Below are 12,734 nucleotides of genomic sequence, written 5' to 3'. Positions count from 1 at the left end.
GAGAGGGCATTTTCAGGTGAAGCTTGCCTTATTACTTAACACACCGCCAACGCTAGCAGAGGGAGCCCAGCTGTGGCTTATTCCTCGGTCCGCCCTACATATTGAAACATGAAGTTTAGCGCTGCTGGCAGGCTTGCTCGCCATACGCGCCAAGTATGGCCGCCTGGGTATAAATCGAGCCGCACGTAGCCTGGCTGAATACGCTCCATCGCTTGGCGTAGTACCCGAGCGTGATACTCCGCGTCGAATACATCACGGCGCCCCGCACTTATGTAAAGCGGTACGGGGGGAATATCGCTGGTAGTCGCACTTGGCCGTGGTGTAACAAGAAAGCGGTACTCTTCTAAGTGAGCGGTATAGTTGAGCCGCGTCCACAGGTCTTGGTCGAACTGCCCCTGCTCATTCTGAAACGCGGGATGTCGTTTGGCTGAGGAGTTTGCGGGCGGCGTGGGCACGTAGCTTGCTGGGCTTAATGCCGCTACAGCCGCGAACATATCGGGCCGCTCTAGGGCGAAGTTCAGTGCGCCGTAACCACCGGCGGATAGCCCGGCAACCCCACGCAGTTGGCGAGTGTTACCAACGTTATAAGTGCTTTCGATATACGGTAACAGGTCATCGAAAAAGGCGCTGCGAGCGGGCTCGTTATATCCATCTACCCACCAGCTTCGGCTGCCCGGCATGACAAATACTGTAGGGGGTATGTGGCCAGCACTTATTAGTCGGTCGGCTATTTGGGGAAGGTTACCCTGGGTGGCCCAGTCAAGCTCATTACCAAACGAGCCGTGGAGTAGATAGATAACGGGGTAGGGAGCTTGAGCATCTTTGTCATAACCCCGGGGTAAATAAATTGTATAAGGGTAGTCGTGACCTAGCGTGGGTGAGGTGAATTGCTCGCGGGATATATCGCTAGCCATCGTGTAACTGCTTATCGCCAAACCGATGGTAAAAGCAATTAAACTGCGCCAAACGCGCTTAAAAAAATACGCTAAAGGAGAGATGAGCACGTGTCCTCCAGGAATTAAATTACGTTACAAACGTCGTACGCCATAGCATTAGGGTTATGCAGCATATCTTAGCCTAGCAGGGTGTTTTCTCATTGGGAGGGTGGATGCAGAAGGTTGAGGAAATTTACTGGTTGCGTGCTTATGGGTGTATCGCTGTTTTCTTATTTCACTGGTTCGACCATATAAATCAGCGTGTTGATAATGTATTTACCGATCTGATGCGTATTCCGCTGGTGCTCGGCACGCCTATTTTTTTGTTTATTTCGATATTTGTGTTTGCCGTTCGGTACAACAAACAAGTGCCGTCGGGGTTCCTAGGGCAGCGGGTTAAGTACGTCATGCTGCCCTATTTGGTATATGGATTCATTTATTCGACGGCTGAATGGGTGCGATTACAAAACAGCGATGAGCCGGTTGGCTTTATTAGCAATGCAACGGAGTATTTTGTTTTTGCAGGTTGGCATGGGTACTTCTTGATTATTGCTATGCAGTTTTACACGGCCTACTGGCTGTTTACCCGCTGGCAGCTATGGCGCTTTGACCCTATGCTCTGGCTATGGGGTAGTTGCATCGTAAGCATGGCTTACTGGGGGGTAGCTTATTGGCTAGAGGTAGCGCCGCCTGGCTATTTGCTTTGGATTGCCCCGTTGGGCTGGGTGTATCTCTTCTTTTTGGCGCTCGCGTTGGTGCGCTATTACCTTTTGATGCCGTCTGCAGTGTCTCAAACGGAAACGGTTCAGTTGCCCGCTTGGATACGTGTGTTGGCTCGGCCAGGATGGCTGATGGGGCTAGTGGTTGGCATTGTGATGGCCACCTTTGCGGGATGGCTGGCCTTTTCATCCAAAGAGGTCTGGGTGATTCCTTTTTTTGTGTTGTTCACGCTGTGGGCAATGCGCTACTTAAAGGGGCGCCGAGCGCCGCCTTGGGTACGCTATATCAATGCGTATTCGTTTGGTATCTACCTTGCCCACCCGATGTTTTTTGCAATCACAGACTTTTTTGTCGGGCCCACAGCGCTTCCCCTGCCTATATACGCTGTGCTGCTGATTGTAGTGGGGGGTGTCGGCTCTATAGCGCTCAACAAATTGGCGAATACGACTACCTGGGGCGCCATGCTTTTTGGCAAACGTTTAAAAGTATAAACGCGGGAATTAAGGGATTAGGTGTGAAGCGTGGAGTGGGTAACGTGTATCGTCTTTAGCAAATAAGCCGTGCTGTGAGCGTAGGGTATTGCTACTGATGGTTTTTAGGCGTGTGGGGCAGGCATAAAGGCGCTGCAGTAAGTCTACCAACGCTGGCTCATCCAGTTCGGGGTCAAACCTGCCTAAGCGTTCTAACCAGGCGCGTCGAATCGCGATGTAAGGTGGCACCGTAATAGCAGAGCCTATAAAGCGTTGCAGCAGGCGCGAAGAACAGCGCGGCGGCGCACTTACAATGATCAATGCGTCGAGAGAAGAGGTATCTAGCTGGGCAATAATCTCGTCCCACTGCTCTGGGGCGATGGTTTTTTTCTTTAGCGCGATAAACAGCCACTCCGCTTGGCTGATATAAGCAGCTTGGTTCAGGCGTGCACCTAGTGGCTGGGAGGGGGTAATTACGCAGTGCACTTGGTAGCGTTGCTCCAAGTCTGCCAAGCGATTATCAGCACGAGTATGAGTGACAATAATGGGTACTAGATGGTCTGAATGGCCGGACTGCCGAATGGAGTGGAGGTGGCGTGGTAAGCGGGCACCCGTTACCAGCGCGTCAATAATAAAGCAGACCGTACCCATGAAGGCGGCTTCCCATGTTATAAAACCTATTGAATTGTAATTTATTGTAGTTCTTGGTTTCTTTAAGTAGCAAGCTAAAGTTGCTTAATAAAAATGAGGGTTATGGTTTTTTCATGCACCACTTTGATGCAAATTGGTGCTTGATTGTGTGCTTTTGGTGCACTTTTCTGGATTGATGGCAAGGCAGGGCTGCTCTTATAGGCGTCATGCCACATGAAGAGGCATGGTTAAAGAAGTTTTAAATTAATAAATACAATGGCTTGCTATTTTTTAATGCCATATTGGTGCAAAGTTGGCATGCTCTATGCTTTATATTTTGGAAACAGTTGTTTAGCGGCTAGCGTGTCGTAGGCAGAAGCCCTGTGGCGTGCTACAACGATAGCCGGTTTGGAATAACGCTGGACGTTTTGCTCTTTATCGCCAGACAAACGTTGAGCGAAGCAGAATGACAAACGTGACACATGCCCTTAGCGTGTTGAATGTTTTGTCGAATAACATTTTTATCGATAGCTTTCTGTTTTACGCTTTAAGCCACGCTCATACCGGAGGACACTATGTCAGCCAAGACTCTCGCGCTAATTGAAGAACATGATGTTAAGTGGGTAGACCTGCGTTTCACCGACACCCGCGGTAAAGAGCAGCACGTTACTGTTCCTGCTCGGGATGTGAACGAGGAGTTTTTTGAAAACGGCCAGATGTTTGATGGTTCTTCCATCAACGGCTGGAAGGGCATCAATGAATCCGACATGATTCTGCGCCCAGAAGACGGTACTGGTTTCCTGGACCCCTTCACCGAAGACGCTACCTTGATTCTGCGTTGCGACATTATCGAGCCGGCTACTATGCAGGGCTACGACCGCGACCCACGTTCTATCGCTAAGCGTGCAGAAGCCTACCTGCAGTCTACCGGCCTGGGTGATACGGCTTTCTTTGGTCCTGAGCCTGAATTCTTTATTTTTGATGAAGTGCACTGGAAGTCCGATATCCAGGGCTCTATGTACAAAATCACCTCTGACGAAGGCGCCTGGGCTACCGACAACGTTGTTGAAGGCGGCAACTTGGGGCACCGTCCACGCTTGAAAGGCGGTTACTTCCCGGTTCCTCCGGTAGACAGCTTCCATGATATTCGTGGTGCTATGTGTAACACCCTGGAAGCGATTGGCCAGACCGTGGAAGTTCATCACCACGAGGTTGCCAACGCGGGTCAGAACGAAATCGGCGTTAAGTTCAACACGCTGGTGAAGAAGGCTGACGAAGTTCAGGAAATGAAGTACGTGATCCACAATGTGGCTCACGCTTACGGCAAAACGGCTACCTTTATGCCGAAGCCGCTGGTGGGCGATAACGGTTCAGGTATGCACATCCACCAGTCCTTCTGGAAAGATGGTCAGAACCAGTTCGCCGGTGACGAGTACGCTGGCCTGTCTGAAATGGCGCTTTACTACATTGGCGGCATCATCAAGCACGCCCGCGCTCTGAACGCCTTCACTAACGCGTCGACTAACTCTTACAAGCGTTTGGTACCTGGTTTTGAAGCGCCGGTAATGCTGGCCTACAGTGCCCGCAACCGTTCTGCTTCTATCCGTATTCCGTACACGGCTAGCCCGAAAGGCAAGCGTGTCGAAACGCGCTTCCCTGATCCGACGGCCAACCCCTACTTGGCGTTTGCCGCCATGCTGATGGCCGGTATCGACGGTATCAAGAACAAGATCCATCCTGGCGATGCGATGGATAAGAATCTGTACGACCTGCCGCCAGAAGAAGGCAAGTCAGTGCCGACCGTTGCAAACAGCCTGGATCAAGCGCTGGAAGCACTCGATGTTGACCGCGCGTTCCTAACCGAAGGTGGCGTGTTCACCGACGAAATGATCGACGCCTACATCGAACTGAAGATGGAAGACGTTGAGCGTATCCGCATGACGACTCACCCCATTGAGTTCGACATGTACTACAGCTGCTAATCAGCGTTATTAATACCTAGCTGCTACTATCACCCCGGCGGTGGTTGTCAGTAGCGAAGTAAGTGCGCTAACAAGTACAGTAGTAAGTACTGTTATCAGTACTTCTATCAGTACTTCTATCAGCACTGTAATAAGCACTGAAACCCCGCCTCGGCGGGGTTTTTTATTGGTACAAACACTGTAAAGGATGGGGCGCGATGGCGTTTGGGCGGCGTTTTGAGGCAAAAAAGAGTTTATTCACAGGCGCTTTGCTCGTGCTGTGCATGTGGGTAAGCGCTGCGCAAGCACAAACGGTTTACCGAGTGCTGGATGAGCAGGGCAGGGTCACCTTTACCGATAACCCGGAGCGCGGCGGCGAAGCGCTGACGTTAGCACCGCTGCCGAGCGTTTCCACGTCTCCCCGCGCTGCCCCATCGGCGCCGCGTCGCCAGGGTAGCCCTGGGCAGCCCTTTATGCCTTACGACCGCTTTGTGATTAGCGCGCCCCAGGGTGGGGCAGCTATTCGCGATGGCATGACCGCCGTCGAGCTGCACGTGTCACCCCCGCTGCGGGAAGATCACAAAGTTCAGCTATTGGTGAACGGTGAGCTTAGCCAGACAGCGCTGAATAGCGATGCATTTTGGTTGACGGGCCTGTCCCAGGGCCAGCACCGGCTTCAGGCTGAGTTGCTCGATAGCAGCGGCCGGGTGCAGCACCGCACTGATCCGGTGAGCATTACCGTTACTGACGAGTAGCTATGCACTATAGTGGTGCATTGACATCGCGAAGAAACCGCTACATTGCGCTAGAACGTCTCGCCATGTTGGGAAACGATGCCCTCAAGCCGTGCAACTCGGCGCTTGCCGATAGTTGGCGTGCTTTTTGCAGTTCTTCCTGCACAATCGGCAGCGCGCCTTTATATGCTGAATCATGCGTATGCCCGAAAGAAGATTCTCAGCACACTGTTTTAGCGTATTACGTCAGCTCACTTAGTCAGGGTATGCCATGTATCAACGTTTGTTAGAACATCTCACAACGGCGGTACTGTTGCTGGATGGCGAGCTACGCGTTCGCTGGATGAATCCTGCTGCTGAAGCATTACTGGCCGTTAGCCTAAGCCGTGTACAGAATATCAGTCTGGATACCCTGCTGGGCAGTGGCGATAGCATTGATGACGTGCTGGCCAAAGCCCGGGATGCGTTTCACCCCTTTACCCAGCGTGAGGCGCGCATTACGCCGCTAAATAGCGAGCCCCTCACGGTGGATTACACCGTTACCCCCCTTTCAGAAGATGAGCTGCTGTTAGAAGTAGAACCCCGCGACCGCCTGATGCAAATTTCCCGGGAAGAAGCGTTAACCACCCGCCAGGAAACCATCAAAATTTTAGCCCGCGGCTTGGCCCATGAAGTTAAAAACCCACTAGGGGGGATTCGTGGAGCAGCACAGCTGCTGGAGCGAGATTTAGACGACCCAGCGCTGCGTGAATTTACCCATATCATCGTCGAAGAGGTGGACCGCCTACGTGACCTAGTGGACTCCATGCTTGGCCCCAACCGCATCGTGAAACATGAGCCGGTCAATATTCATAAAGTGCTGGAGCGGGTGCGGGCGCTGCTCATCGCCGAGCACCCTCACGTAGCGGTCACCCGCGACTATGACCCTAGCCTGCCTGACCTTTCTGGCGATGAGTCGCAGATGATTCAGGCGGTGCTTAACGTCGCCCGCAACGCGGTTCAGGCCATGAGCGATGCAGGCACCCCCGCGCCAGAACTCATCCTGCGTACCCGTGCCAAGCGCCAGTTTACCCTGGGGGCCGAGCGCCACCGGTTAGTGAGCGAAGTAGGCGTGATTGATAACGGCCCTGGTATTCCTGATGCATTACGCGAAACGCTCTTCTACCCCATGGTTTCTGGGCGCGCTGAAGGCAGCGGCCTGGGGCTATCCATTGCTCAGTCAATTTTGCACCAACATCAAGGGTTGATCGAATGCGATTCACGACCCAGCCACACCGAATTTCGTTTACTGATTCCATTGGTTATTAATTTCACCGGAGAAGCGTCATGACTGAGGCGACACGTACCGATGTTGCACGGGTGGTCATTGTCGACGATGACCGCGCTATCCGCTGGGTGCTTGAGCGCGCGCTGGCGCAGCCAGACCTGCAAGTCGAGTGTATTGAGCGGGCCGACACCGCCTTAGCCCGGCTATTAGAGAACCCGCCCGATGTGCTGGTGACCGATATTCGTATGCCGGGTATTGATGGGCTTGACCTGATGTCGCGGGTGCGCGATGCCCACCCCGATTTGCCCGTTATCGTGATGACCGCTCATTCCGATCTAGATAGCGCGGTGGCCTCCTACCAAGGGGGGGCATTTGAATATCTGCCTAAGCCGTTTGATGTGGATGAGGCGCTTGCCCTAGTGCGTAGAGCCGTTGCCCATGCCCGGGAACGCCAGCGCCCGGTAACGGTTCCAGAAGGCTTAAGCGCTGAAATTATTGGCGAGGCGCCTGCTATGCAGGAAGTGTTTCGCGCCATCGGCCGCCTTTCTCACTCGCATATTACGGTATTAATTAATGGGGAGTCGGGCACGGGTAAGGAGCGCGTTGCCCAGGCACTTCACCAACACAGTCCCCGGGCGGGTAAGCCGTTTATCGCGCTTAACATGGCGGCGATTCCCCGTGACTTAATTGAGTCTGAGTTGTTTGGTCATGAAAAAGGCGCTTTCACAGGCGCGGCCCAGCAGCGTCAGGGGCGCTTTGAGCAGGCCAACGGCGGTACGCTGTTTTTAGATGAAATCGGCGATATGCCCGCTGAAACGCAAACACGGCTGCTGCGAGTGCTTGCTGACGGTGAGTTTTACCGCGTGGGTGGGCATACGCCGGTAAAAGTTGATGTGCGCATTATTGCGGCCACTCACCAAAACCTGGAGTCGCTGGTAGAGGATGGGCGCTTTCGGGAGGACTTGTTCCACCGTTTAAATGTGATCCGTGTGCATCTGCCGTGCCTAGCAGAGCGTCGGGAAGATATTCCCCGCCTCACGCGCCATTTCTTGGCCGAGGCGGCGAAAGAGCTGGCAACAGATATCAAAGTGCTTACCGCAGAAGCAGAGGCTCACCTTACCCGTTTGCCTTGGCCGGGCAACGTGCGTCAGCTGGAAAATATTTGCCGCTGGCTAACGGTCATGGCTTCGGGCCGTGAGATTCTCATTGAAGACCTGCCGCCGGAGCTACGTACGTTAAGCACGACAGAAAACAGCGCCCACGGCGATTGGCGCTCGGCTTTCAGAGAGTGGGCCGACCGCGCCTTGGCAGAAGGGCATACCCATTTGCTGGAAGAAGCCGTGCCGGATTTTGAGCGCATCTTAATAGAGACAGCGCTGAAGCATACCGGAGGCCGCAAAGGAGAGGCTGCGGAACTGCTGGGCTGGGGGCGCAATACGCTGACCCGTAAACTAAAAACGCTACTGCCCGCGCTAGCCGATGAGGGGTGATAACACCGCATTAAGCGTTTAAGCACCAGAGAGTGACGTATGTCACGCGCGATACGCTGGCGGCTCGCCATCAAAGCCGTGATTTTATCTATTTCGTGAGGCGGTTGAAACTGCAACGCTGTTTGATCATGACGGCCACCCGGTGCCTGTAACGGACAGCATAGGCGTGGCCTGCCCCCAGGCCTTGGAAACCAGCGAGGAAGTTCTCAAACGAGCAGATGCGCACCTTTATTGCGCTAAAGCGAAGGGGCGTAACTGCGTGGTCGCGAGTGATCTATAAAAAAGCGCCCGCTGCTTATGCTTAGCAGCGGGCGCTTTAGTGTGGCTTAGGTGTTGCTTATTCGTTTGCGCCGGGTACGCCGCCTAGTTCTTCAATCAACGCTTTGTAGCTTTCGGTCTGCTCAGTGAGTGTTTGGGTAACTTCATCTTCTGAGAGATAAACCACCGGCATTAAGATGCGCTCTTCGGTGATTTCAATGAAGCGCTCATCCTGGGTAGCGGCTTCCAGTGCTTCGGCCAAGCGTTCAACGTGGGCGTCAGGCGTGTTTTTGGGCACCATTACCACACGGATTTCCGCCGGGTTAATGTCATAGCCGGCTTCCTGCATGCTTGGGGCATCGGGGAACGCCACTAAACGCTCTTCCGCTAGGCTAAGCAGTACGGGCATTTCGCCAGACTCGGCATAGCCTGAGTGGGTGCCGCCACTGTAGGCAAAATCCACATCGCCGGAAAGAATCAGTGGCGCCATGCCGGCTCCCCCAGCTGTCGGCACGATGCGAAGGTCGAGGCCTTCTTTCTGAGAGATGTACTCAATGATCATGCGATCAAGGGCGGTTTGCGTGGCGTAGCTAGTGCCGGGATTTTCCCGCGCGAACTCAACCAGGGATTCCCAGCTGTCGCCGAAGGGGCGGTCTTCACCGGTTACAATGGCCGACTGCCCTAACGTAACGCCTGCAACGTAGCGGAAATCGTCCAGCTGATAGGCGGTTTCAGTTGCCAGCGGGCCGTAAGTAATGGTCATTGAAGTGCCGAAAGCGAAGGTATAGCCCTCATCGCTATTATTGGCCAAGCGTGTTAATGCAATACCGCCGCCCGCGCCGGGTTGGTTGACCACGTTAACGGGCTGCCCCAGCTCATCTTCCAGTACGTTGGCAAGTACACGCGCCTGAATATCGGTGCTGCCACCCGCGCCAAAACCAACCACTAACGTAAGAGGCTTGTTAGGGAAGTCGCTTGCTTGAACGGTGCTCATGCCGACAGCCAGTGCCGCAGAAAGAATCGCTGTACTAAGAAGTGTTTTTTTCATGGTGCCATTTCCTCAATCGTTTATAAGAATAGTTTTTTGATTTTTTATATGTCGCTTTATAAAAATAGTTTCCAGATGTTGGTTAGTTTGAGCACCGCAGGGCTATAGAGAGACCGAGCGGCGCTGTCGGTAAGTACGGTAGCTGCTCCAAGCAAGATGTAGCATCATCAGCACCGTGGCGACCACGAAGAACAGCGCGATAGGCCGCTGCAGCAAAATGCTGATTTCACCGCCGGATAGAATCACCGATTGGCGCAGATTCATCTCCAGCATAGGGGTCACAATGAAAGCGACCAAGAACGTCACGAAGGAGTAATCGTGCTTCTTCAAGAAATAACCAAAAATGGCAAAACCGAACACGGTTAATAAGCCAAAGGTGCCGTACCCCTGCACCTGTATGCCCGCTAGGCACAGGAATATAACCACCGGAATGACGATGTTTTGTGGCACATTAGTGACTTTGGCAAAGATGCGTAGGCCATACCAGCCCACGGCGAGCATAAGTAGGCTTGCCACTACCATGCCCGCAAAAATAGTAAACAGCATTTGTGGATGGTCGCGCAGCATAAGCGGCCCCACCTGAATGCCGTGAATCATAAAGGCGCCTACCAGCAGGGCAGCAGAAACGCTGCCAGGAATGCCTAAACCGAAGAGTGGAATATAGCTGGCGGGGATAACCGCGTTATCGGCTGCTTCCGCGGCGGCAATGCCATTTGGGTTGCCTTTGCCAAAGCTGTGGGGGTCTTTTGAGCCCCGTTTAGCAAGCCCATAGGCCATAAAGGAACCCACTGATGGCCCAAGGCCGGGCAACGCACCTACAAAGGCCCCTACGCCGGTGCTTTTAAAAATAGTAGGTAGCGTCTTTTTAAATTCACCGTAAGAGAGGTCGTCATCAGGGTTATGGCCAAGACGCACCGAGCTGCCCCCTTTAGTACGCCGGTACTCGTCTAACTGCACAAACATTTCCGAGAGCGCTAAGGTGCCAATCACCAGAGGAAGTATAGGGACGCCTTCCATCAACTCAGCGAAGCCAAAGGTTAAGCGCATCGCCCCCGTTTCAGGGTCGAGGCCCACCGTTCCCAAAATAACGCCCATTCCACCAGCCGCCATGCCTTTTAGGAACGAGCCGCCTGCCATGCCAGCAATGAACACCAACGCAAAAATTAGGATAGCCGCTAACTCATAGGGGCCAAATTTGAGCGCCACAGAGGCAAAAGGGATCACCACGGCGATCAGCAGTAAGGTCGAGAGTAAGTCGCCAATGACCGAGGCTAGCAGCCCAACCTTGAGTGCTTTGCGGGGCTGGCCATTTTTGGCCATTGGGTAGCCGTCCAGGCAGGTAGCCGCTGAGGATGGCTCGCCCGGGGTGTTAAGCAAAATAGCTGAAACGGCGCTGCCTGCTGCCGTGCCTTTGGAAAGGCCGATAAGAAAGGCGATAGCCGCATAAGCGGACATATAGAACGTGAGGGGAATAGCGATCGCGATGGCAACGGAGCGGTTTAAGCCAGGAATGACCCCGACTAAATAACCTAATAGTACACCGCCAAGGATGACGCTAATGGAGTGCAGGGTTAATGCATCGCCAAATGCACCCGTAATTGCGCTAAGTTCCGGCATATCAGACCACCCCTATGCGCATTAGATGAACCGTTAATAAATAGAGCGCTGCGGTCGGAATGGCCGCTGCCAGAAGAATAACGTACCAGCGTCGTTCACCAAGCAGCGCGACCAGTGTGCCTACAATAAAAGGAGCTAACCAGGTAAGTGGGATAAACGTGGCTAGCCCGATAAACAAAAGCACATAACAGAAAGGCCAAGATTGGTGCCAAACGTTTGATAGGGGAGGGAGCTTAAACAGTGGCGCACGGCTTTTTTTGAGCTGGATCAGGCTAACAAACGCAAGCGCAGCGGCACATAACAGCATTACCCAAGCACCTAGCGTGGCAAGGCGTTGGGGGTGCATGCCAAAGGCCATGCCTGAACCACCATACCGAGGGATAATCCAAATCAGCAGCCAGCAGGAGAGGAGGGTAACCCCCAGTCCTGACCACAGATTTTTACGGCGTTCTGCGATATCGGTCGTCATAGTTATTTTTTATTGAAATGAGTTGAGTATCACCACCCTATGAGTCGAGCAGGCAATAATCAACTTGCCGCAATGAAACATTTAAACGCGACAATCAACGCTTTTTTAAGTAAATGCGACGCCGTTAATGCGGTCTGTGAGAAAAAACAGCTGGGAGACTAGTTGTGATTAGTAGGTGCAGAGTGAGTGTGAGCATCCGCCTCAAGCACAAACACAGCATCTGCTAATGAAGGGTCGGGTATTTGGCACTCGTTACGCTCCCAGGGTAACAGGCTCAAGGCGTGCTCTACGCCCATCCCGTTAAGCTGGTGGGCAACACCTTCGTTATAGATAACATGGCCCAGGCCCATTAAACCTACGGCCAAATATCCCTGACGAGCTTCGTCGGCTAACCCGTGGGCCATGGCGACGTCCCAACTGAGCTGGGCGTTAATGAAGCGCGTTAGCCGGTCAGGGTCGTCCATGTCCATGGCATGCTGCTCAAATGCCGCTTGCAGCCTTTGTTGGTAGGCGGCAGGCGCGTCTTGCGGGGCGGGAATGTGGTGGCGCTGGTCAGCGGGAACGTTTTCAAATCCCTCTGCAGACAAGCGCTGGCGCAACGCCGGGGTAATGTTTAGGGCAATGAGCGGAATCTGCTGTAATCGCGCAAAGTGAAAAATGGGTAGGTAAAGTGCAGGATCAAAGCCCCATGTCTCTTGCCACTGGGTCTGTTCTAGCAGTTCATTTTCATTCAGCTCACCTGCCACCCAGTCGTCTAGTACCGGCTGCGCGTGACGTGGCAGCATCTCCAAACCGATCACCATATCATTACGCAATGCGTGCAGCCCCGCCAGCGTGCTTAGCTGCCAGCGGTGATGGTCAATGTCGTCATGCCGCTCGCCTAGTAGCACTACCTGTTGCTGGGCAGCCTGAGCGAGAAGTTCGTTATTGGGCACCGATTGATTAGCTTGCCACCACTCACCTGGGCTGGGGCAACTGGCGTTCACACTAAGCGGCGTTAAGCTAAGCGCTACTAGCGAGGCGACTATCCAACGTGAATTCATCGAGGCGCCTACTTCTCAGCCGCTTTGAGGCGGTTGATCTCGGCCAGCAGGGCTTCGGCTTCTTCGGTTAAGGTGGCGTTAGCTCGCATGTC

The 12,734-nt window shown here is 53.5% G+C and carries 11 protein-coding genes; 5 read left to right on the top strand and 6 right to left on the bottom strand.

The window, feature by feature from the left end; translation table 11 throughout:
• Window positions 1–77: 77 nt before the first annotated feature.
• Window positions 78–1,004 carry an esterase gene (locus BB497_02715; GenBank protein AVI61688.1) on the bottom strand — a complete coding sequence of 309 codons (927 nt, stop codon included), beginning with the start codon at window positions 1,002–1,004 and terminating at the stop codon, window positions 78–80.
• A 104-nt stretch (window positions 1,005–1,108) separates the two neighbouring features.
• Here BB497_02715 and BB497_02710 point away from each other — a divergent pair, with 104 nt between their 5' ends.
• A complete protein-coding gene (locus BB497_02710) occupies window positions 1,109–2,146 on the top strand; it encodes a biofilm formation protein (GenBank protein AVI61687.1) in 1,038 nt (345 codons plus the stop codon).
• Between the two features lie 9 nt (window positions 2,147–2,155).
• Here BB497_02710 and BB497_02705 read toward each other — a convergent pair whose 3' ends face one another.
• Window positions 2,156–2,776 carry a hypothetical protein gene (locus tag BB497_02705; GenBank protein AVI61686.1) on the bottom strand — a complete coding sequence of 207 codons (621 nt, stop codon included), beginning with the start codon at window positions 2,774–2,776 and terminating at the stop codon, window positions 2,156–2,158.
• A gap of 554 nt (window positions 2,777–3,330) precedes the next feature.
• On the opposite strand from BB497_02705, the gene BB497_02700 reads away from it, so the two are divergent.
• The 4 genes from BB497_02700 to BB497_02685 all read left to right on the top strand — a co-directional run bounded on the left by BB497_02700 (window position 3,331) and on the right by BB497_02685 (window position 8,207).
• Window positions 3,331–4,737 carry a type I glutamate--ammonia ligase gene (locus BB497_02700; protein ID AVI61685.1) on the top strand — a complete coding sequence of 469 codons (1,407 nt, stop codon included), beginning with the start codon at window positions 3,331–3,333 and terminating at the stop codon, window positions 4,735–4,737.
• Window positions 4,738–4,934: 197 nt separating this feature from the next.
• Complete coding sequence (locus BB497_02695) at window positions 4,935–5,471, top strand: hypothetical protein (GenBank protein ID AVI61684.1); 537 nt, start codon at window positions 4,935–4,937, stop codon at window positions 5,469–5,471.
• A gap of 250 nt (window positions 5,472–5,721) precedes the next feature.
• Window positions 5,722–6,780: a PAS domain-containing sensor histidine kinase gene (locus BB497_02690; protein AVI61683.1), complete on the top strand. Its 1,059-nt coding sequence runs from the start codon at window positions 5,722–5,724 to the stop codon at window positions 6,778–6,780.
• Complete coding sequence (locus BB497_02685; protein ID AVI61682.1) at window positions 6,777–8,207, top strand: nitrogen regulation protein NR(I); 1,431 nt, start codon at window positions 6,777–6,779, stop codon at window positions 8,205–8,207. Before BB497_02690 ends, BB497_02685 begins: the two co-directional genes overlap by 4 nt.
• A 337-nt stretch (window positions 8,208–8,544) precedes the next feature.
• Here the strand turns inward: BB497_02685 and BB497_02680 are convergent, their stop codons facing one another.
• The 4 genes from BB497_02680 to BB497_02665 form a co-directional block, all read right to left on the bottom strand.
• The gene (locus BB497_02680) at window positions 8,545–9,513 is read right to left on the bottom strand and encodes a recombinase RecA (protein AVI61681.1); all 969 of its coding nucleotides are present in this window, start codon (window positions 9,511–9,513) and stop codon (window positions 8,545–8,547) included.
• A 102-nt stretch (window positions 9,514–9,615) separates the two neighbouring features.
• Window positions 9,616–11,130 (bottom strand): Tricarboxylate transporter family protein, encoded by a 1,515-nt coding sequence (locus BB497_02675; GenBank protein AVI61680.1) that lies wholly within the window; start codon window positions 11,128–11,130, stop codon window positions 9,616–9,618.
• Between the two features lies 1 nt (window position 11,131).
• On the bottom strand, window positions 11,132–11,599 hold the full coding sequence (locus BB497_02670) for a hypothetical protein (GenBank protein ID AVI61679.1): 468 nt from the start codon (window positions 11,597–11,599) through the stop codon (window positions 11,132–11,134).
• Between the two features lie 158 nt (window positions 11,600–11,757).
• Entirely contained in the window at window positions 11,758–12,642 is an 885-nt protein-coding gene (locus BB497_02665; protein AVI61678.1) for a hypothetical protein, read from the bottom strand.
• Window positions 12,643–12,734: the final 92 nt, after the last annotated feature.

This window comes from Halomonas sp. GFAJ-1 (assembly GCA_002966495.1).
GTDB lineage: Bacteria > Pseudomonadota > Gammaproteobacteria > Pseudomonadales > Halomonadaceae > Vreelandella.
The sequence above is the reverse complement of the archived record's forward strand: the minus strand, read 5'-3'. Positions and strand labels throughout refer to the sequence as shown.

Coding starts and splice junctions, on each gene's coding strand:
- BB497_02710 (AVI61687.1), top strand. CDS start 1,109: ATGCAGAAGGTTGAGGAAATTTACTGGTTGCGTGCTTATGGGTGTATC.
- BB497_02705 (AVI61686.1), bottom strand. CDS start 2,776: ATGGGTACGGTCTGCTTTATTATTGACGCGCTGGTAACGGGTGCCCGC.
- BB497_02700 (AVI61685.1), top strand. CDS start 3,331: ATGTCAGCCAAGACTCTCGCGCTAATTGAAGAACATGATGTTAAGTGG.
- BB497_02695 (AVI61684.1), top strand. CDS start 4,935: ATGGCGTTTGGGCGGCGTTTTGAGGCAAAAAAGAGTTTATTCACAGGC.
- BB497_02690 (AVI61683.1), top strand. CDS start 5,722: ATGTATCAACGTTTGTTAGAACATCTCACAACGGCGGTACTGTTGCTG.
- BB497_02685 (AVI61682.1), top strand. CDS start 6,777: ATGACTGAGGCGACACGTACCGATGTTGCACGGGTGGTCATTGTCGAC.
- BB497_02680 (AVI61681.1), bottom strand. CDS start 9,513: ATGAAAAAAACACTTCTTAGTACAGCGATTCTTTCTGCGGCACTGGCT.
- BB497_02675 (AVI61680.1), bottom strand. CDS start 11,130: ATGCCGGAACTTAGCGCAATTACGGGTGCATTTGGCGATGCATTAACC.
- BB497_02670 (AVI61679.1), bottom strand. CDS start 11,599: ATGACGACCGATATCGCAGAACGCCGTAAAAATCTGTGGTCAGGACTG.
- BB497_02665 (AVI61678.1), bottom strand. CDS start 12,642: ATGAATTCACGTTGGATAGTCGCCTCGCTAGTAGCGCTTAGCTTAACG.